The sequence below is a fragment of the Fontibacillus forbon genome, from assembly GCF_046559655.1.
Lineage (GTDB): Bacteria > Bacillota > Bacilli > Paenibacillales > Paenibacillaceae > Fontibacillus.
On the sequence record NZ_JBKGFV010000001.1, the window covers coordinates 1310307 to 1331192 of the forward strand.

A 20886-nucleotide genomic window follows, 5' to 3' on the forward strand; every position below is an offset into this window, starting at 1 on the left:
GTCAGTGATCGTAGAGCCGTTAAGTGAAATTTCGGAGATCGAAAACGGTGTCCATATCTATCTCTGAAGACACATCAAAAAAACGTCATTGATATCCATGTGAATTATGCCATGGGAAAAAGCAAAAAAGAGCTGCGCAACCAGTTTCTCAGCAAGTTTCGGCAGAAGATTGACGCCTATTTAAAAACGCTATCCGAAAGGTAATAAACTTTCTGCGTATTTTTTTTATCAACCGGGTCTGTAACTATATTAAAATAAACGTTCCCGTTTTTGGTCTGTACGCCTTCGATTTCATGAGGTCCCACATTCGTAATTTTAACAAGGGTTTGGTACGTTCCAGTATTCGTCATCATGGCTATTTGCGGTATTTCTCCTTCAGCGCCGCCTGAAGTGTAGATTTCCGTTTTACCGAGCAGATCGGCCCCCTGGAATGATCCGTTCGGTCTGATTATGTCATTTCCCGACTGCGTAAAGCTGGTAACGCATGCGCTTACCGCCGAAGCACCGTCCATTCTCACCTGCTTATTGCCGTCAAGAAGCTTATTCAATGCGGCTGTGTCATAAATGGACCAGGTTACGGTCCCTTCAGCAGTTTGTACGCGGAAAATGGTATGGGTACTGTTGCCGCCGCCATCAACACGGTAGGTCTCCCCTAATCGAATGCCGGTCTTATTTGCGTAATTCATGTAAGTGAACCTGTGAGTATCACGATAATCCGTTGTCTCGCCTGGCGAATATTGAAGTCTTGCTACCTGCAGCGACCAGAATTGTAATGTTGAAGGATCCGCTTTCGAGCTAAAATAAAAGTAATTCTCACCGTTATAGGTGTACATATCCAGGGTTTGCCCATGACCGGAATTGGTGATGGTCATTTCGTCGATATAGGTGGCGTTGCTACCGTTAATAAGCAATCTAGAAAGATAAACCTTTCCTGCGGACCGCTGAGTTACGTAAAGATACTTATCGGCGATGTATGCTTTCTGAACAGCCAGGTTGTGATTCAGTCCTTTGAGATTGTAAGCGAGTTTTGCAGAAGCGTTTACGGTTTTCTCCGGAGTTGCCGCAAATGCAGGCATTACATATGTACCCATAACTAGAACAGCCAGTACTACAGACGAGAGTATTTTGAATTGCCTATTAATTGGGCTCAATACTTGACCCTGAAACATAAGGAATACCTCCCTAAATAAACTATTACTGGTATTATTGCTAAGTATAGAAACTTTACCCGTTTTCGCAAAATAATACACGAAAATATAAAAAAAGCCGATCTCCCAAAGAGGAAATCGGCTTTTCATTATTTATATTCTTGCGTTCAGTCGTAGAGGGTTTACTGCGGGCCCACAACAGGATGAGGCACATATGGCGCTTCCAACGACTCCACTTCTTCAGGCGTCAGATGAATCGAAAGCGCGGCTACCGCATCTTCTAAGTGCGATATTTTGGTTGCACCGATAATGGGAGCCGTTACCGGTTGTTTTTGGAGCAACCAGGCCAGTGCGATTTGAACGCGGGGAACGCCCCGCTTCTTTGCAATGGACGCAACCTGCTCTACGATCAACCGATCGGCATTTGCAGTCGCGTCGTATTTCGATTTCTGGACCTGGTCCGTTTCGGAGCGATACGTCGTTTCCGCCCAATCTCGGGTCAGTCTTCCTGATGCAAGCGGGCTATAGGGTATCACGCCGATCTTCTCTTCTTTGCAAAGAGGCAGCATCTCCCTCTCTTCTTCACGGTAAATTAGATTAAGATGATTTTGCATTGAAACAAATCTTGTCCATCCATTCTTCTCAGCTACATGGATCGCTTTTAAAAATTGCCATGCGTACATGGCGGATGCACCGATGTATCGTGCTTTCCCTGCCTTTACCACATCATGCAGCGCTTCCATCGTCTCTTCAATGGGAGTATTGTAATCCCATCGGTGAATTTGATACAGATCCACGTAATCCGTTCCCAGTCTCTTCAGGCTCTTATCGATTTCGCTCATGATGGCTTTCCGGGAAAGACCGGCGCCATTCGGACCTTGATGCATGCGGAAATGAACCTTTGTCGCGAGAACGATTTCATCCCGGTTGGCGTAATCCTTTAAAGCTCTTCCCACAATTTCTTCACTCGTTCCGTCTGAATAGACGTTTGCCGTATCAAAAAAATTAATGCCCAGCTCCAATGCTTTTTTTAGGATCGGACGGCTGCTATCTTCATCAATCACCCATGGATGCACCCACCGATCTGCTACCCCAAAACCCATGCAACCAAGACATAGCCGGGACACATCCAAACCTGTATTTCCAAGTTTCACATACTCCATCACTTAATTCCTCGCTTTCAAATGAGTCTGTACTTATTAACGACATAGGCAAAACCGCGGTAATGCCGCTTAACTTTGATTTAATTTACCGTTGTGTGCCTACTTTTGAGCTCATTCTCTTTTTCAAGCAATTTCCCGTCATAGCCCATGATTTTCATTTCTAATCTCTGTATGGTTTCGTCAATCTCTTTTCGTTTCGCGATCAGTTTATCTCTTTCATCCATCAGGATATTTTTGCGAGCTCCTATAGTACGATCTCCTTCGATGAACAATGAGGTATATTCGATCAGCGACTCGATCGTCAAACCGGCATTACGCATACATTTTATAAATTCAATCCATTTGATGTCGTCTTCATCATAATTCCGGATACCGCTTTCGTTTCGGTTTACCGGAGGAATCAAGCCTACCTGTTCGTAATATCTGAGTGTTGCTGCTGTGAGTCCAAACTGCTTCGCTACCTGTGAAATATTCATTTTCTTCACCCTCGCCATCCTTCATATATCCAAACTATCACTTAAAGTTAACTTTAAGTCAAGGAATAAGCTTCCCAAGTTTAAGATATTTAGTCCATGTTTAATTACTTGCATTAAAGTCAGCTTTAAGGTTTATACTTACCCTCAACAAAATAGGGATGGAGGAATGACACTTTTTTATCGGCGATGCTTTCTTACAAATGGTGTTTACCGATGCAACGCCCCTTAATGCCCCTATCGGGAATGTAACGTTCGCTCCAGGAGCTCGCAACAACTGGCATTCTCATAAAATAGGACAAGTTTTATTGGTTACTGGCGGTGAGGGCTGGTATCAGGAAGAAGGAAAAGCGGCTCAACTCCTTAAAACCGGAGATGTAGTGAATATTCCGGAGAATGTAAAACATCGGCATGGTGCGACAAGAGAAAGTTGGTTTGTTCACTTAGCCATTCGCCGGGAGAAACGGACTGGTTAGAACCTGTCGATGACGAAACGTACAACCGATTATAAAAAATAACGCATCGAATCGGCCGATTCGATGCGTTATTTCTTTTACCACTTTTGCATACTTAATATATCCGTGTTCTTCTTTCCCGCCCTGAATTTATTAATGTCGATCACCCTTAGCTTAGGCCCCTTTATCTTCCACTTAACGCCTTCACTGCAAACCATACTCCCTATGGATGCGAAAATTATGCTTGAACCGATGATTTTTATGACAAAATAAATTCCTGTTCCGAGCAAAAGATCTATAAGGACAAGGTTTTTGATCGTCTTCCCCTTTACGGTGTAAATCAGCACTTTATTTCCACGCAATATTCTCATATTTCTCCACCCCTCACAAAGCAATATGATTGGCGAAAGTTGTCTTATTCATCGAATTTGCGTGTTAAGAACAAAAAAAGCCGCATAATCTGCGGCTATCAAATGAACTCCTTGTTTGATGTTGCCTTTTGTTTTTGCGGCGAGTTTAGTAAGACGACCCCACCAATAATCGCTATAAGACCTACTGCAATCAAAATATGAAAGGGTTCGCCCCACAGGAAGATCCCGATCATTGCGGTTATGGCCGTTCCAACCCCGGACCATATTCCATAAGCGATGCTTAGAGGCAAGGTTTTTAAAGAAACCGATAAGAAGTAAAATGACAAACCGAACCCCGCAATAACTCCGATCGAAGGAAGCAGGATCGAGAACCCGTCCGACATCTTCAACATGTTTGTTCCAAATATTTCGCTAACGATGGCGATAACTAATGCTGCATAGCCTTTCATTGCCAATCCCCCGTCGATTAATGTGCACTGCCAGCTAATTTCATTAGAACTACGCCAAATATGATCAGGAATATCCCGATTGCCCTTTTAAAGCCGAATGCTTCCTTGTAGAATAAAACTCCAATCATCGTCGTCAATGCGGTCCCGACGCCGGCCCAGATGGCATATGCCGTACCAAGTTCGATAGACTTCAAGGCTAAGGAGAGTGAATAAAAAGCCACTCCGTAACCAACAATTACACTTATTGTAGGCCATATTTTTTTGAAGCCCTGGGATAACTTTAGCATCGAACTCGCAAAACCTTCGCTAAGAATAGCAATTGTTAAAAACAAGTATGCGACCATGGTTCATCCTCACTTTAATATTATTAAATCATTGGGACATTTCTGATAAATAGTCAATAACTTGTTGCTTCAAATCATCATTCAAATCCCCAACCCCGAATATATCCGAAAACCACAGACCATCGACGGCTAACCGAACGATAGTTGCTTTTACTTGATCGATTCCATCATTCTCAATCTTTGCTTGCCAAAATGAATAATGATTCTTCAGTTTGCTCAATAAGTCGGGATTGGCAAAGAGCGAAGCGATAAGGGCTGCGTTAACTCCATTATCCTCTTGTTTCTCGTCGAAAGTCGCATGTATGTAAGCCCGGCTCCATTTACCCACCTCGTTTGAATCGTTAGTTGCTCGTTCATGAATATCAGAAAAATATCGGTTTGTTGTTTCTTCCACCATCGCATTTATTAAAGCTTGTTTATTGGGAAAGTGGTGAAGCAATCCTCCTTTACTGATTCCCGCCTCTTTTGCAACGGACTCCAGCGTCAGTTTTTCGACACCCTGAGTTTTTACGATTAATAAAGCAGCGGCCAGTAACTGATTACGTTTAGAATTGCTATTCAAGTGATTCACCCCCTAATTTACTATACCGTCTGGACGGTTGTTAATCAAGTATTATTCAAACGATCCAGGGGTGAAAATAGATTTTTTACAATATATATCATTTGTCATAGTCTGAACCATCGATAAAAAAGATAATTTAAACCGATAATATTTTTTTATAACTAAAACATGAGAAAAGAAGGCTCGGAGATGAATCGAAATCCATACGCAGCACTCATCGGTAAACCGATCAAAGCTTCACTCAAACCTGCACAAGAGGTTGGAGTAATTCTCTTGTCCGCCCTGCTAGTGGCGGCTGGTCTTAATCTGTTCCTGATTCCCCATCAGCTTTTGTCCGGCGGGGTTACGGGGGTAGCGTCCATCATCGGATATATCACCGGTTGGAATATTTCCCTTGTGTATTTCTTGCTTAATGTCCCGCTCATCATCTGGGGCTGGAAGGCGGTCGGACGGAGATATATTGTTTATAGCTGCATCTCGGTCGTCGGCACTACTTGGTTTATGGCCATTATTCCTGTCATTCAAGTAACCAAAGATCCTATTCTTGCTGCGGTATTCGGCGGAATCATCTCTGCGGGAGGCATCGGTTTCTCGCTTCGGGTCGGCGGTTCTACAGGCGGATTCGATATCCTCGGCTCCATCGTAACCCGTAACCGGGACGTGGCAATGGGAAACATCCTGTTCCTAATGAACGGCATCGTAATTTTGGCGCTCGGCTTTTTCCGCAGTTGGGATCTGGCGCTTTACTCCATGCTGTCCACGTTCGTCAAAGGCAAAGTGGTCGACATGATTCATGTCGGGCATATCAAGGTTACCTGCTTCATCATTACTAAGGAAAAAGACAAGATGCTTTGTCAGTTGAGGAAGCTGCATCATGGAATCACATGCATCCATTCCGAGGGCGGTTACAGCGAGCAAGAAAACTACACGCTCATGACCGTAACGACCCGTTATGAACTGGCGGCCGTCCGGAAGACGGTAGTGCAAACCGACCCTGGCGCTTTTATGAATGTGGTGCAATGCACCGAAATTGTCGGACGTTTTGCTCGGCCGAAAATTTAGGTCTTACTGTTTGGGGAATACTTCTGTATGACACCGTATGGATAACAACAAGCCATGCATCCAATAACATTCAAAGGCGGAATGTACATGAGCGTAATTTTCCCTGAAGGTTTCTTATGGGGCGGCGCCGTAGCGGCAAACCAGTGTGAAGGCGCATATGAAGAGGATGGCAAAGGCTGGTCCACTCAGGACGTTGCTCCACAAGGGATCAGAGGCCCCATCACCGAAGTTCCAACCGATGATAATTTGAAGCTGATTGGTATTGATTTTTACCATCGCTATAAAGATGATATTAAGTTATTTGCCGAAATGGGGTTCAAGGTATTCCGCACCTCGATTGCCTGGTCAAGGATCTTCCCGAATGGCGATGAACCTGAACCAAATGAGAAAGGCTTGCAATTCTATGATGATCTGTTTAACGAGTGCCGCAAATACGGAATTGAGCCGCTCGTTACCATTTCTCACTATGAAACCCCTTTACATTTGTCCAAACACTATAACGGCTGGGTCAACAGAAAATTAATAGGTTTTTATGAGCGTTTTGCAAGAACGATATATACACGCTACAAGAATAAAGTATAATATTGGCTAACCTTTAATGAGATCAATTCCATTCTTGAAGAGCCGTTCATGAGCGGCGGAATCTTCACTCCGAAACAGGAGTTAAGCAAACAAGACCTCTATCAAGCTATTCACCATGAGTTCGTTGCAAGTGCGCTGGCCGTGAAAATCGGACATGAGATCAACCCACAGGCTCAAATTGGGTGCATGGTTCTGAGCATGCCGACTTATCCCCTCACTCCCAATCCGGATGACGTCATTGCCGCCATGGAGGCGGAGCATAAGAACTACTTTTTTGCTGATGTACACGTCAGAGGTGCTTATCCTGGCTACATGAAGCGTTTTTTTCGAGAACACGGCATCCGAATTCAAATGGAACCTGAAGATACTGAAATTCTTAAGCACACGGTAGATTTCATCTCCTTCAGTTATTATGTAAGCATCTGTGAATCGTCGGATAAAAGCAATCGCAAGCCAACCGACCTGTTCGGCGGCGTGCCCAACCCTTACCTGGAGACAAGCGATTGGGGCTGGCAAATTGATCCGCAAGGCCTGCGCTACGTACTCAACATGTTTTACGACCGCTACCAAAAGCCGCTCTTCGTAGTCGAGAATGGACTTGGCGCCAAAGATGAGTTAATTAGGGGTGACGATGGCGAGCTGACCGTCCATGACGACTACCGGATCAAATACTTTAACGATCACCTGGTTCAGGTTGGTGAAGCGATCAAAGACGGCGTTGAAGTTATAGGGTATACTTCATGGGGTTGTATCGACTTGGTGAGCGCCTCTAGCGCGCAAATGAGCAAACGTTACGGCTTCATTTACGTGGACCGCAACGACGATCATTCCGGCAGCCTGGAGCGTTCCCGCAAGAAATCCTTTCATTGGTACAAGGAAGTCATTGCTACCAACGGTCAAAGTTTACAGCGTTAGCTGTTTGGCAAAATAAACTTTTAAAAAAAGCAGCGGCATACCAAGACTGGATAAATAAAGTCTTTGACTGCCGCTGTTTTGGTAACCCTTTACGGAACGGTATTACTGATCTCCGTTAGAAAACCGTTCTTTGCAGCTGTATCAATTAACTGCAATATATCTAGAACTGCTTTGCGGTTAAACCTATACCATTGGTTTTCATTCGCTTCATGAATCAAAACCACGGGGTCATTATCCATCAATTGAACTAAGGAATAAATGTCAAAACGTTTTATGCTGTTCCCTTCTTGGTCTAAAAAGTCATATTGTCCACCTTTATAGTAGTCGCCAATATTAGGATGACCATACCAGGAGTAATTGGAAGGTGCTTCAACCTTCTTGCCTTTGTTTTCTACAAAAATATTATATATTGCTTCATTATAGGTATCCCCATGAATTTGATTTACTACGCCACCCATAGTCATGTGGTATTCTTGTTGCAAAGCTTTCACCTTTACACCATCGATGACCAATGGCTTGGTTTCGACAGTTACTGCAAAGTTGCTGTAACTGACATTGCACCCAAACGTCTCTGCAATAAAACGAAGTGGAACCATGATCCGATTATTCTTTAGATAGGGTTTGGCATCAAACAGCACCGTTTTTCCATTTTTCACTGCTGTATTGCTATTCAGTTGTAATATTACCTCCACATTACTTTTAGTGAGCACGACTTCCGAATCCGACCACTTGACCTTAGCTCCTAAATTTTCACTGATAACACGCAGGGGTACCATGGTTCGGTTGTTCTTCATTTCAGGACTTACATCGGAGGAAATCGCAATCGATGCGCCATCAATTTGATTTTTCATAAGTAGTTTCACGGGTCCGGCGGCGTACGCGGATGATGCGAAAATCATCACGCTCAGCACAGCAATTGCTGTGATCAGTTTCTTCAAAACGACCACTCCTTACTTCATGTATTTTTATGGTAAGGCGAGAGATATTTGTAACTCTCAAATTATACCATATACAGGCCACTTCAGTATGCGCTCGAAATGATGCCCAAAGCGGAGTCATCTTCACGATCACGGGCGGCGCCGCCGCTTGGATTATATTGATGTGAAATTAAAACCGAAAGCCCGCCGAACGCGGGGCTTACTTAGTCTATATACATCAACCCCAAAGTGCCAGGAGTTGTTCCAATTCTTCCTTTAAGGGCGGCTGTGACTTTCGTGCTGCTCCGGCAAGCTTGTCCGCACTCTTGAACAACCGATACAGTACCAGCTCGCGTTCATGGTCCTCCCTAACCTTCAGCGCCTCGACAAGCGCGCCGGCAAGCTCGGGACGGTCGATGGTTGCATTTTTCACATATTTACCTTCCTCGTTGCCACCCAGTAAAATGGAAACCAGCACCGGCATATTCTCCGCTTTAAGACCGTGAGCCTCTATAAATGCCTCCGCATAATCATCCTGCACCATTTGATGCTCTGTATCCACCAGTTCCATATAGCGGCACACTAACGGAAAATATGATTCGCTGTATAAACCGAGGCCCATCACTGCATATGTTCCCGGCGTTACTGATTTTTCTCCAGACTCCACATCCCCGTACCACGCGAACTCTTCCATGACGGTATCCGCATATTCCGCAAGCTTGGGAAACAGAGCCGGGTAAGTGAGCGCATTAGCGAAAAACTGATGGAGCTTCGACTTCGCCAGCTTTCTCAAAGGGAGAAAGTGCTTTTGGCTGCTTTTCAGCTTCAAGCTGTAGCTTTTAGAGAACCCTTGGTGCAAAAGGTTGATGATATATTCCAACGCTTCCCTGTATGCCGCTTCTTCTTCGGAAAGAATCCGGACTTCGATCAACTGCGTGACATCGTTGTTACTGCATTCCACCCGCTCGGTACGCAATGCGCCCTCAAACTTACCGCTGCCGATCTTCAGATAATCCGCCGCCCGCTGTGAACCCAGCTTGACTGCAAGTTCGAGATACTTTTTACGGTTATCCGGTTCGGTAAATCCGACCTTTAAAGCGACGTAGAGGAAGAAATCCAGTTCCCTTTTATCAACGGATCGGCGATCCTTCTCCTCTTTTAGAATCCAATCGAACCCATAATCACCGGAAGACGCAAAATGCTGCGGCAGAAAATGTTCTCGAGCCCAGGCGTTGAAGGCTGAGGCATACTGCCTGATCCACTCGTTCTTACGTTTTTGGTTCATATTCAGTTTGTCCGAAAGCCGCCCGATCAAGGGCTCAATAACTTCCTCTTCCTGTTTCATCAAATCCGGATTGATCAAATGACGGGCGAAGAAGAACATGTCATTATCATTCGGTAGCACCGGAGGATCGGAAAGAACCTTGGTCTGAATAAAATGCTCCAGCGACTGTTTGAGTTGGTGCAGTTTAGCTTCATTTAACAAATCGCGTTGAAGGGAAATCCGGGATTGCTCCCGCTCAAATTCAAACACAACTTCAAACCGGTAATCAAAAAAAAGCGGACCGAGCTCCTCCGACCTGAACAGTTGATCCATCCGTTCGCACAAAGCAGGAAATACCTCCTCCGTCAGCTGTTCGTCAGTCAAATCCGCGATATATGGCCCTGCTTCGATTTTATACGAGTCGTCGCTCCAGGAGAAAGGTTCGTAAACATCGATATGAATCCGCCCTTGCGACCAGTTCGTCTTACCTTTTCGCCAGGCCACCCGAAGATAATTCATGATTCCAGCCTGTAGCCTGCTTTGATTCTTCAGTTCGCGTATTCTTTTGCTCTCCTTGGCGTAAATCCCCATGACTTCATCCCATATGTCTTTCAAAAAAACTTCCGAAACCTGGTTCATAATCAAAACCTCCTGTTCAATATAAGCGAAGCATTAAGCTGGATGTATCTGATCCAATCTTTCCTTTAACCCTGCGGCAAGCTCCTTCCAAAGTTTTCTCTCCGGCGTTTCAGTGAGCTCCGGGGAGTCCAGGGAGACGATTTTCTCGCACCTGCTTTCCTGCAATTCATCATATAAAATATCATCAACAATCTCGTCCTCTTCCGGTGTTAAAGAAAGGCGCAACGAACCTTTGGTTTCGAGCAGCATGTCGGCGATTTCCTTGTTCCCGCGGGCCGCATTCCAAGCCGTTGCCAAAATGCCTTGCGGCGAATCCAGCTTGACTCCCGCTTCAAGCAGCCTTACGATGGCCTCCTTTTGCTTGAACTTGACCGCCTTATTGAGCGCAGTATCTCCTAGTTTATCTTCTGCCTGCAAGTTTGCTCCTTCTCTAATTAAAAGTTCTATCGCTTGAATAGGCATTCGATTCGTCAAAAACAGCATCAAAGGCGTCCGTCCACGTTCATCCCGCTCATTTACATCCAACTGGGTCACGGCGATTCGAACGGCTTCAATGTCTTTCGACCTGCTGATCTCCGTCCAATTCACAACCTGTTCCCTCCTTTTGCAAATCCGCGTTATAATCAAGAAACGTTAACTATATTAACTATCTTGCCTACCTTATCTTCAATCCCTCATTAGCAGCCTTGAGGATCAGCGATCCATCTATTAAAATGAGTTCAGCATCAGCAGAAAAGGAGTATCAAACATGTCCCGACACAGAAAGAAACGTGTTTCGAACTTTCCACCCGAGTTCCCTGCCGCCTACGACAAAACAGGGTATAACCCGGATGCATTCTCGATGTATTTAAAGTTATATCCGGTAACCTCCATCCGCTTCAATACGGCCATACTGGTGTGCTTCATGTTGAATATTTTCGTAATAATTCCGGTCTTGGGAAATCCGTATCATCCTCTATACGCATACATCTTGGTACCGCCCCTGGCAGCCATGAATATTTGGGCCTTGGCGCTTATCTTGCAGCCTCGCCGCTTGCAGCTGAATTACGTATTGTTCCGCGGGATCTTCGGCATAACGGCTGTGCTTAGTTTCATAATTACGAATCTAAAGTTTGCCTACGGCATGCTAGGCTTGCAAAGCCCCTGGTATGGGATTCTGTCCTTTGCACTTTGTTTCATCGGCTTTTTTTGTTATGCCAAGGCACATATTCAAAAACTGAAGTCGCCGCCCGATTTCAGGAAAAACCAAACCACTCGCAGGAACGGCTATTCCACTGCTTCAGCAAGTTCAGCCGCTGCGGGATTGGGCTGCCTAGTAGCCAATCTTTCTCTGGGTTTTGCTACTCGACAAACGGTTGCCGTGGTGCTTATGTGCGTTTATACCCTGCTTACTTTCGTACTCTTTCATTTTATTATGGATCTTCACCGCTATTATTGGCTCAAAATGAGTACGCACCGGCGAGGATAAAGGCATAATTCGTCCATATTCATCCTCATCCGGCCCGTTTGAGGAGTTTGCCTCCCGACTCCATTCCTGCAAAAATACAGGATTTTTTATCGATATACGGCTAAAGCATGCTAAAATACTGCAAAATTACAGGTTTTAGGTTAGAAAATTCTTATTTTTAATGAAAATTAACGGAATTCCTGCACATTCGCATTAATTTGGAGTTCGCTATCTTGTAGTAACCGAAATTCCTGCATAATAGATGCAATTTCATTTTCGGTACAGCCATCACATTAAATAAATAGCGAACTTCTTCACTTCGATGCATAGTTCAAAATGATCGCTTCCCTGTTAACTTCGTCGTAAGCTATCCACAATTCATCGCCCGGCTCGACTCCGTAAACCGGCTCTATCGTCTGGTTGATCCGGTACGCGATGCCAGACCGCTCTGCGGTGATCTCCGCCAGCGGCCGTTCGCCAAGCGTTCCGGAGAATTCAACGGAAACGACTTTTGCCGCTCCCTGCTTTCCTTTTTGCAGCCTAAGCTCCTTCCTGTAGTCGTCCTTTCTCATGGTAACCGGGATGACCAATCCGGCTTTCACGGGCAGCCCTTTGGGCACAAACAAGCTGTTGACCTTGCGGACGGCCCCCGCTCCCTCGGATATCATAATCTCCAGGAGCATAAGCTGCCGACCCCCGACCGTCACCGGGTATTCCTCGGCGGCAATCACTTCGCCTTCCAGCGTAATTTGCTCCGACTCCGCCAAACCGGCGCTAACCTTCCCATAGCTATAAATTCTCGCCATCCCTTGTACCAACATCAGGTTCGCTCTTTCGCCGACGCGGTATTCAAACCCGGGAGGCTGCACGACCGGAACGGCGTATTCGCGGACTTCGGCCTTAAAATGCAGCTGCAGCGCCTGACCTCGGTTAACTGCTCCCAAAGTCTCGATGCGGCTCAACACCGCGTCTTTGATGAGATCCGGCTTCGGTTGCTCTTGAACGTTGTCCCCGGTTACAAACACGGCTTTGTGCTTCTTCCGGTTATAGCTGATGAGTACAGAATCACCGACTTTAACGTCATTCAAGAATGAAATGACCTTCTTGATCGACACTTCTTTCATCTGTCCCTCATCCTCAAACCGGACGGTAAACCTTACCAGCGGCAATTCGTTCACGTACGTGCCCGTCTCATCCATCCGAAGTATCGTACCCGGAAGCTGCCGCCCCTGGGAGATCTTTCGGGCATTCGATTTCATCGCTATCATAGGGAGCATGACGAACGCAAGGATGGACAATATCGGGATAAGAAGCCATATCATCCAATTGAGAATGAGCGGACCTCCCTCTTTGACGTAATTCCAGAAGCTCTGCGGCGACATGACATCCTCGCCTTTCCCGATCAGCCAACCTTCAACCTGTTCTCCCGTCAGTATCATGACGTCTTGGGTATCCAAATTGAGCGAGCCGGAAGCGGCTTGTTCCCGTATCGCGAAGTAGAGCATGTTGCTTTCCGGTTCCTTGAAAAACGAGGTTTCTTCATTTTTTAAATCTTCATGCTTAAGCTGGCCCAGAAGACCAGTAACATCGATGGATTTCCCGGTCTTCTCATTATACAGATAGCCCAGCACGGTACCGTTCAATTCATCTTCCGTCGTCGATCCGGCGATCAGCACCTCCTGATCATTCAGCAGGAATACGCGTGCTTGATAAACAGGTTTGGGCGTAGGGACTTCTGCTCCCCAATTGCTCTCATTGGCATCGTAAAATTTGGCTTTGCCCGGATAATCGGAATCTTCCCGGATCAACCTGGAGTTATCGATTCCAAATTGCTTGGCGAACAAGGCGGCGGCTCGATCCTCTGCATCAAACGAACCCTCCTCCTCGTTCTTCACGACCACGGACGGCAGGTTGGTCTTGTCGAAAATTCCGCTGACGAATGCGGTTCTATCGTCTTTTAAGTCTATTTCAAACATAGGAACCGCCTTATCGTTCTCAAAGCTCCCATGGACCTCCATGACATGGACAGGCCGGGCCGGAAGCAAAGAAGGGGTATTCAAAGGTACCGTTTCAAGCTGCCCGGCTTTCACTTGGGCTATGTACAAGCCGGACTCCGGCGCTTCACCCGAAATAATCAATCTTCCGCGCCATTCATACGTGCCCGAGCTCAAAAATGCAGGAATATGAAGACTGCCTTGAGCGAGCTCCTCCATTTCGCCTGACCGCGTAAAATAATTGAGCTGGAGGCCCAAGCTGTCGTCATAAGCCGGAATGATCACCCCGTTCTGCTGATAAGACACAGCCCCCAGTTCCCCGTGAATATTGGTGCGCAATTTCACCTTTTTGATGAATGTCGCGGATGCCGCATCAAACAAATAAGCCGTGGTATAACCTCCGTCGTTATTATCGGATACCCCAACCAGCCTTTTTCCCTCGTCTATCATATAAATGCCGGCCAGGGATGGAAGATGGTCATCAATATTGCGGATATAACCTCTGTAATCTTTCCAAACCAGACCGCTTAAAATGATTGCCGGAATAAAAAAGACCAGGTTGGCAATAATTAGGGATCGTATTTTTTTCACTCTCTCTCCTCCTCCACCAAAGCACAAAACCGCAAACTTTCCTACGGATTAAATAAATCATTCTCAAGCATGGGATCTCATAAATACTCGCCAAAATAATACTCCGCTTTTTCCCGGGAATAGACGTCCTCGCCTCTCCAGGTTGCCATCGACCTAAAATCGGTGCCCCGCCCGCGTTCTTTACGGTAATCGTCTTGGGACTCCAGCAAACCGGCGTATCCCCAAATTTCCAGTACAACGTCCCGTTCATATTGATTGGAAGGAAGAACATCCTTCCAGCGCTTCTCCAACTGCCTGGCTGCTTCTTTTTCGCCACAGGCTTCTACCGCTTCGAACATTCGCTTCAAGATAGCCATGTCTTCGACCGTGACTTCGAATTCCTCCGACTTGGCGAGATATTCCAGGTCCATCAAGCAATAAACCAACCAGTTTAAGCGGATACCGCCCCATTTTATGCGTTCAAAATTAAGTACGTTCAAATCCTCGTCGATATACTGTTCATTCGCCATCAATTTACTGTCATTGCAATCGCCGCAAGCACTATAACCCGGCTGTTCCGCCGGCTGCTGAGCATAAGTATGTAGGGGTAAATCGCGCGTAAGCGCAAAGCTGGACAAAGCGCTCCGCAAATGGACCTTTCGCGTGGAAAGACTGTGCAGAAAAGCCCGGACCGCCTTCTCTTTCGTGATATGCCGCTCATGCAGCTCCCTGATCCTCCGAACGCATTCATCATGACTCCAAGTGACCGGATCAAACATGACTCCTTTACTTTTAGCATATTGAAAATCTTCATCCGTATAAAAAGCTCCTCCGGCTCTCCAACCTCGAGAGGTCCAAAAAGCGTTCATCAGTATTTTCCTGGCTTTGGGATCCATCGGTTTCCTTCCTCTCTCAATTTATTTAAACCGCGATTCTTTTCATGATACACTGGAAAAGGCAGGAAGCGAAAGGTACGAAATATGCAGAAATAAAGGAAAGGATTGACAAATATGCAGGCTTTAACCGCGGCAGAACTGATCGATAAGGAACATCATGCATGGGAAGAAATTGTCGAACTTTTGAGCAAAGGGTCTAATCCATATGTCATTCTCCCCGCCGAGCGGGAATCCGCAGAGGACACGCTATATCGGTTACAAGTAAGCACAAAGTCCTATTTAGGGGCGATTGCTTTCGAGGCTGGAGGTATGCTTTGGGACGACGGCTGGATTCATTTGCTCGGATCGGGCAGTCCGGGAATCTATGGCAGTTTGAATTCCTGGAACGGATTGTCGGACAACAAGTCAGTGGAGCCGCTCAATGGGATGCTTGTGGTCGCCTATGATGCAGCCGGCGGTTTTTTTGCGCTGGATACGGGCAAATTCGGATGCAGCGGGTTGATCCACTATTTCGCGCCGGACACGCTGGAGTGGGAATCTACGGAACTTCAATATTCCAGGTTCCTCGCCTGGCTCGCGGAAGGCGATCTGGAACAGTTCTATCAAACCTTCCGCTGGCAGGGATGGCGGGAAGATACAGGCCGGCTCCGGGAAGGCGAAGTATTTGCCTATTACCCTCCGCTCTGGAGTGAAGAAGGCGGCGGAGACAAAAGCCGTAAGGCACCCGTATCCATCGTCGAAGCCTGGAGCTTCGTCCCGGGAGAACACTAGAAATTCAATAAACGGAAGCAGCCCGGAATTTATTTTCCGGGCTGCTTCCGTTAGGTGGTCCGAACGCTATCTTAGAGCGTTCGTCTTATCGGATCAACTCTTGAAGCTCTGCAGCACTCGCTTTATATTGCGGGTTGAATTCCTCGGAGGTCATATAACCGGCCAAGCTGGACAGGAATTGTCTTCCCTCCGGCGTTTCGCCCGCTTTGCTTGCATCCAGGGCGCAGACCATCAGCTTGCCTTGGCCGACACGGCATTCAAACAGGAAGCCAAGTTTATGATTGCGCTCAAAATTGTCGATCGTCTGCACGATCGGGCTCCATTCGCGATCGGTTCCGTCCATGATGAGCGACTTCGAGTTTTGTATGATACTCCACCACGGGTAAGTGGAATGTTCTTCGCACGGGAAATCGCGGAACACCGGGTGGTCGTTGTCGATCAACAACCCCATGGTGCCGACGGGCACCGGCCGGTTCATGCTTTCCGAAATGGAGCGGAACATCGGATAGCACCAGAAATCCGTGCAATAAAAACCTTCGACAGCGTTTTGGAGAGATTCCGGCTTCGGCATCAGCAACACATTTCCGCCTTGCTCCAGCAGCGCTAACGCCGCATCGGATAGTTCCTCGAATACGTTGATTCCGGCTCCGGCAAGCCCGCTTCCGCTGTTCTCCGGATAAATCCACAGGTCGTAGGTTTTGTGGATGTCCGTTCCTTCGATCCGTAGGGATAATTCCGTTTTGGTCATCCGCTGAACCCCGGGAAGATCAATGTCGAGTTGGCAGATATCGATATAATTCGTACCTGCAGGAATATTTGCTTCGGCGGAGCCTTCCGCCAGCTTCCCGCTGTCTGCGGAAAGCTCCCAACTCAGCACGAGATTGCCGTGGGCTCCTTGCCGGAACCAGCTCAACTCGACAGCGGCGCTGAAGCGTTCCCCGGCGGCATAATTGTATTTCGGGAATCTAGCCAGCAGGACGGCATCGCTGCAAAACGTCCGCCATTCTTCCGGCGTAATCATCCCTTTGGAATCCATAAAAGCATCCAGCACGCCGACTAATGCGGTTCCTTGACCGCTGAAATCTTGCAGATCCAGTAATTGGAAGCCGGCAAGTCTGCGGGAGCGGAAAGCGGCTTCAAGCTCTTCCTTATAGCAAGCTGCAGCCAGTTGCCCCGAGCTTTCGAAGAATTTCCCGGCAAGGTGGCCCAGCCCCTTACTCTCTAGACGTTCGCGGAAGATTTTGAAGTTCTCCGCTTTGAGCGGTCCTTGATATTTTTCGATCTCCTCGAAATTCGGATATGTCGCATATTGCCCGATCTCATGAGAAACCACCGGAATCTGCGGAATCCATTCTCCCGAAACGTCCCCGGCTTCGACGGTTTTGGCTTCGGTTCCGTACTGAATCTGGATCGCCCCTCCTGCTTTCTCTGCCGAACCTTCGCCTTTATGAAAATCCGGAGGAACGATCTGGTCGTCGTAATCCTTCATCGTGCTTGGATAGTCGGTTTGTACATGACCCAGCGGAGCATCGCACATCGCGTAAGAGCCTCTGAACAACCGATCTCTGGAAAAGCGCACGCCGCAGAAGAAATCGTCATGCTCCAAAATTTCCGGCATGAACTGATGGTTATTGGAGCCTTGCGTGTACAAATGTCTGTCGTCGAAATCCTTGTATTCTTTCAGAATGGAATCAATCTTCGTTCTGCTCCCCCACAGCTCGTTACCAAGCGACATCATCACGAAGGAAGGGTGATTGCCAAACGCCTGCAGAATGGCATAACCTTCACTGATGAGATAGTCCTGCTCCGCTTGATTGTGCCCTTCGTCGGTTTTTTCCGTGATCGTTCCCCAGAACGGCAGCTCCGGCTCCATGTAAATCCCGAGCATATCCGCGGCGGTAAAGGCCGCTTCCGGCGGACAGCAAGTGTGGAAACGGTAATGATTAATGCCGTAAGATTTTGAAATTCCAAGGATTCTAAGCCATTCTTCCACATCGGTAGGCGCATAGCCGGTCAACGGGAAGATCAGGCCGTCATGCTTGCCGCGAAGAAAGGTCTTCTCTCCATTAATGATAAACTTGTCGCCAGCCGCTTTGAATTCCCTGAGACCGAAGATCAACTCATGACGATCGGCTTCTCCACTTTCTCCGTCCTTCAAAATGACGCTTAAATTATAAAGGTTGGGCTTGAATTCGCTCCAAAGCAGCGCTTCGGCACCCAGCTCATAAACGACGGAGAACTCCCCTGCCGATACGGCGAATTCCCGCTCAGGAACCGAGTGTGAAGTCTCGCTGTTAAAGCTTTCGGCTGCCACGACAACCGTTCCTTCAGCCATGCCTTCCATGGTTCCGGTAACTCTGACCGACCGAGTGGCCAAATCGGGATACAATCTGATATTGCTCAGAGACGATTCTCCGAAAAATTGAAGCTCAATCCGACCGGTAATGCCGTTCCAGTTGGTTTGCGTATCCGGGGAGGTTAAATGTCCTCCTTTTGTCGGATAACCTGTATTGTCAACCCGCACGGTAATGGTGTGGCTACCTGCGCTGAGCTGTCCTACCTCGTAGATGTGGGCGGTGTTCAGGCTGTCACGGCTGCCGATCTCCTGGCCATCCAGCCATACTGTCGTCATCCGGGTGCGTTCCAGATACAGCAAACCTCTTTTTCCGGCAAGTTCATTCGGAATCGTGATCTCTTTACCATACCAGGCCGATCCTTCAAACAAGTATTCATCCGTCAGGGCGCCGATCAACGCATTTTCGTTTTTCGGTCCCTTTCGCGCATGCGACGTCGTGCCCGGCAGGGTGATAACCTCTTGAAACGGCAGTTTCAGTCCCTGTTTTCTCTCATCCAATTGCAATTTCCATTCGCCTTCCAGGCTGATCTTTGTCTGCAAAAATATCACTCCTATTTGTAGTAAACGCTACATTCCTGCTGGGGGGTTCTTCATGGCTTATCGTTACCTTCTCCCCGGGAATGGCCGATTCCTGCTGAATCGAACATTTACATTTTCAGTTTCCTTCAGGGATCAGAACATATTTTACCCCATTAATCTTGTAACGTCTGCTTCATTTTTGCGGGGCGATCAAATCTTGATGGCTAGGATACGCAATCGGCTTGCATCTATCTTCCACTGACCTTCGACTTCCAGGTCCGGCCTTGCGGTTAATTCTATTGAGCGATAAATGGATTCTTTATCGGAAGGGGTTACGTCCGGGAAAAAGTACGCAGCGAAACTGTCCAGCCAATTCCTGATTCCTAAATTCCCCTTGAGCGGAATGAGCTTGTCGAAGCGATAAGCCAACGTGACGCGAAAGCCGGTTTGTTCCAGCAGGCTGGCATATTCGCCAACCGTGGGATGATACCACGGGTTCCGTCCCTCCCATGCATAGCCATGCTCCTCAAGTGCCTGCTTCATGGCGGCAGTCAGTATCGCAAGATTGCCGTTTCCTGCGAATTCGGCGACGAATCGTCCGCCTGCCCGGAGGGCTAACCGGATGGAGCGGGCGGCTGCGGGAGCATCCTTGATCCAGTGCAAAGCCGCATTCGAGAACACGGCGTCGAAACGTTCATCAGATTTGTAATGACATATGTCTTCCACCTGAAAATGCAATTCGGGATGTTTCAGGCGGGCTCGATCCACCATTTCTTCCGACAGGTCGATCCCTGTCGGAATCGCTCCTGCCGCCGCAATCGCGGCGGTCAGATCCCCGTTCCCGCATCCCACGTCCAGGATTCGCTCCCCCGTCTGGGGCTGTAGCAAGGATATGAGCTCGACTCCCGGTCTGCCTGCCGGATTTGGTTTATTCTTGGAGCCTCCCGAATTCAAGCGATGACCATCAAAGCTGTGCATCAACATCATCTCCCTTATATATCGTTCAACACTTCGCCTTGCTCCATCGCCCTATATCGATTGCCACGCCTCTTCCGTCAAGTCCGCAACCACGGCCGCCGCGGTTTTGCTTCCCGAGGCAGCGGCATAGATCAATTGGGAAGGCATCACATAAGCGGAATCTCCCGCCGCGTACAAGCCGGCTATTGCGGTTCTGCCCATCGCATCGGTTACAATCCCTCCATCTGGCTCAGTTTGATAGCCTAACGCTTCATGAAACCTTGCATTGGGAATTAAAGTAGGAGCAATGAAGCCGCCGCTTCGCTCGAGTTGCGAACCATCGGAAAAATGCACCCTTTCCAGCAATCCGTTTCGACCCGAAAATTCAGTAATGGGAGCTTCCATGATCACTATTCCCTTGGATGCGAACTCCAACCGCTGTTCTTCTGTCAAAATATCGTTTCCGTTCGTGCACATAACCAAGTCCGCACTCCAGTTATGCAGCAATTTCACCTTGTGAAATGCTTCCGGTGTTTCTGCTAAGACCACAAGCGGTTGATCCCGCAACTCCCAGCCATCGCAAAAAGGACAATTGAACAGGCTTTTTCCGTAAAATTGCGAAATCCCCTTAATTTCGGGTAATACTTCCTTCAGCCCGGCAGCCAATATCACCTTGCTGGCATAAACCGGCTCGCCCGAAGCCGTTCGAATAACGAATCCATGCTCGTTTTTCCGAAGATCGGTTACCTGAACCTCGAAATGCCGCACCGACGGGTAACCAAGCACCTCCTCATAGGCAATCCGGCGAAACTCGGCCGGCTTAATTCCGTCCCGCGTAAGAAATCCGTGCGACGCGTGAGTTACCCCGTTCCGCGGCTGGCTGTCGTCAAACAAAGCAACGCTTTTTCTTGCCCTGCCCAGCACGAGTGCCGCATTTAACCCGGCCGGACCGCCTCCGACAATGGCACAATCATAATTCATAAAAATACTCCTCCATTCCTCGTTTAGGAAGTTTCCCGCGACTATAAGTTT

At 47.6% G+C, this 20886-nt stretch carries 18 protein-coding genes and 2 pseudogenes; 5 read left to right on the plus strand and 15 right to left on the minus strand.

The window, feature by feature from the left end; all coding sequences use genetic code 11:
- Positions 1-176: 176 nt before the first annotated feature.
- From ACLB09_RS06055 to ACLB09_RS06065, 3 genes are all read right to left on the minus strand, one after another.
- On the minus strand, positions 177-1169 hold the full coding sequence (locus ACLB09_RS06055) for a phage baseplate protein (protein ID WP_410768851.1): 993 nt from the start codon (positions 1167-1169) through the stop codon (positions 177-179).
- 161 nt (positions 1170-1330) lie between these two features.
- Positions 1331-2311 (minus strand): aldo/keto reductase, encoded by a 981-nt coding sequence (locus ACLB09_RS06060; RefSeq protein WP_410768852.1) that lies wholly within the window; start codon positions 2309-2311, stop codon positions 1331-1333.
- An 80-nt stretch (positions 2312-2391) separates the two neighbouring features.
- Positions 2392-2787 (minus strand): MerR family transcriptional regulator, encoded by a 396-nt coding sequence (locus tag ACLB09_RS06065; RefSeq protein WP_410769015.1) that lies wholly within the window; start codon positions 2785-2787, stop codon positions 2392-2394.
- A 173-nt stretch (positions 2788-2960) separates the two neighbouring features.
- Between ACLB09_RS06065 and ACLB09_RS06070 the strand changes: the two are divergent.
- Positions 2961-3295: pseudogene (locus ACLB09_RS06070) on the plus strand (cupin domain-containing protein); the annotation flags it as partial.
- A gap of 42 nt (positions 3296-3337) precedes the next feature.
- On the opposite strand, the gene ACLB09_RS06075 reads toward ACLB09_RS06070, so the two are convergent.
- The 4 genes from ACLB09_RS06075 to ACLB09_RS06090 all read right to left on the minus strand — a co-directional run bounded on the left by ACLB09_RS06075 (position 3338) and on the right by ACLB09_RS06090 (position 4965).
- Positions 3338-3610: a hypothetical protein gene (locus tag ACLB09_RS06075; RefSeq protein ID WP_410768853.1), complete on the minus strand. Its 273-nt coding sequence runs from the start codon at positions 3608-3610 to the stop codon at positions 3338-3340.
- A gap of 98 nt (positions 3611-3708) precedes the next feature.
- Positions 3709-4059: a DMT family transporter gene (locus ACLB09_RS06080; RefSeq protein ID WP_410768854.1), complete on the minus strand. Its 351-nt coding sequence runs from the start codon at positions 4057-4059 to the stop codon at positions 3709-3711.
- 17 nt (positions 4060-4076) lie between these two features.
- Positions 4077-4403 (minus strand): DMT family transporter, encoded by a 327-nt coding sequence (locus ACLB09_RS06085; protein WP_410768855.1) that lies wholly within the window; start codon positions 4401-4403, stop codon positions 4077-4079.
- A gap of 28 nt (positions 4404-4431) precedes the next feature.
- On the minus strand, positions 4432-4965 hold the full coding sequence (locus ACLB09_RS06090; RefSeq protein WP_410768856.1) for a TetR/AcrR family transcriptional regulator: 534 nt from the start codon (positions 4963-4965) through the stop codon (positions 4432-4434).
- 189 nt (positions 4966-5154) lie between these two features.
- Between ACLB09_RS06090 and ACLB09_RS06095 the strand changes: the two genes are divergently transcribed.
- Both ACLB09_RS06095 and ACLB09_RS06100 read left to right on the plus strand, forming a co-directional pair.
- Positions 5155-6027: a YitT family protein gene (locus ACLB09_RS06095; RefSeq protein WP_410768857.1), complete on the plus strand. Its 873-nt coding sequence runs from the start codon at positions 5155-5157 to the stop codon at positions 6025-6027.
- 87 nt (positions 6028-6114) lie between these two features.
- Positions 6115-7524, plus strand: a pseudogene (locus ACLB09_RS06100) (glycoside hydrolase family 1 protein).
- 89 nt (positions 7525-7613) lie between these two features.
- On the opposite strand, the gene ACLB09_RS06105 reads toward ACLB09_RS06100, so the two are convergent.
- From ACLB09_RS06105 to ACLB09_RS06115, 3 genes are all read right to left on the minus strand, one after another.
- On the minus strand, positions 7614-8462 hold the full coding sequence (locus tag ACLB09_RS06105) for a copper amine oxidase N-terminal domain-containing protein (protein WP_410768858.1): 849 nt from the start codon (positions 8460-8462) through the stop codon (positions 7614-7616).
- 217 nt (positions 8463-8679) lie between these two features.
- The gene (locus ACLB09_RS06110; RefSeq protein ID WP_410768859.1) at positions 8680-10344 is read right to left on the minus strand and encodes a DUF6138 family protein; all 1665 of its coding nucleotides are present in this window, start codon (positions 10342-10344) and stop codon (positions 8680-8682) included.
- Between the two features lie 33 nt (positions 10345-10377).
- The gene (locus ACLB09_RS06115) at positions 10378-10932 is read right to left on the minus strand and encodes an ankyrin repeat domain-containing protein (RefSeq protein WP_410768860.1); all 555 of its coding nucleotides are present in this window, start codon (positions 10930-10932) and stop codon (positions 10378-10380) included.
- A gap of 160 nt (positions 10933-11092) precedes the next feature.
- Here ACLB09_RS06115 and ACLB09_RS06120 point away from each other — a divergent pair, with 160 nt between their 5' ends.
- The gene (locus ACLB09_RS06120) at positions 11093-11812 is read left to right on the plus strand and encodes a hypothetical protein (protein ID WP_410768861.1); all 720 of its coding nucleotides are present in this window, start codon (positions 11093-11095) and stop codon (positions 11810-11812) included.
- Positions 11813-12105: 293 nt separating this feature from the next.
- Here ACLB09_RS06120 and ACLB09_RS06125 read toward each other — a convergent pair whose 3' ends face one another.
- Both ACLB09_RS06125 and ACLB09_RS06130 read right to left on the minus strand, forming a co-directional pair.
- Positions 12106-14376, minus strand: coding sequence for a hypothetical protein (locus tag ACLB09_RS06125; protein ID WP_410768862.1), 2271 nt, complete (start codon positions 14374-14376; stop codon positions 12106-12108).
- A 77-nt stretch (positions 14377-14453) separates the two neighbouring features.
- Positions 14454-15251: a hypothetical protein gene (locus tag ACLB09_RS06130; protein WP_410768863.1), complete on the minus strand. Its 798-nt coding sequence runs from the start codon at positions 15249-15251 to the stop codon at positions 14454-14456.
- A 114-nt stretch (positions 15252-15365) separates the two neighbouring features.
- Between ACLB09_RS06130 and ACLB09_RS06135 the strand changes: the two genes are divergently transcribed.
- Complete coding sequence (locus ACLB09_RS06135) at positions 15366-16022, plus strand: DUF2625 family protein (RefSeq protein ID WP_410768864.1); 657 nt, start codon at positions 15366-15368, stop codon at positions 16020-16022.
- An 85-nt stretch (positions 16023-16107) separates the two neighbouring features.
- Here ACLB09_RS06135 and ACLB09_RS06140 read toward each other — a convergent pair whose 3' ends face one another.
- The 3 genes from ACLB09_RS06140 to ACLB09_RS06150 form a co-directional block, all read right to left on the minus strand.
- Positions 16108-18927, minus strand: coding sequence for a glycoside hydrolase family 2 TIM barrel-domain containing protein (locus ACLB09_RS06140; protein ID WP_410768865.1), 2820 nt, complete (start codon positions 18925-18927; stop codon positions 16108-16110).
- Between the two features lie 180 nt (positions 18928-19107).
- Entirely contained in the window at positions 19108-19878 is a 771-nt protein-coding gene (locus ACLB09_RS06145) for a class I SAM-dependent methyltransferase (RefSeq protein ID WP_410769016.1), read from the minus strand.
- Between the two features lie 48 nt (positions 19879-19926).
- On the minus strand, positions 19927-20835 hold the full coding sequence (locus ACLB09_RS06150) for an NAD(P)/FAD-dependent oxidoreductase (protein WP_410768866.1): 909 nt from the start codon (positions 20833-20835) through the stop codon (positions 19927-19929).
- Positions 20836-20886: the final 51 nt, after the last annotated feature.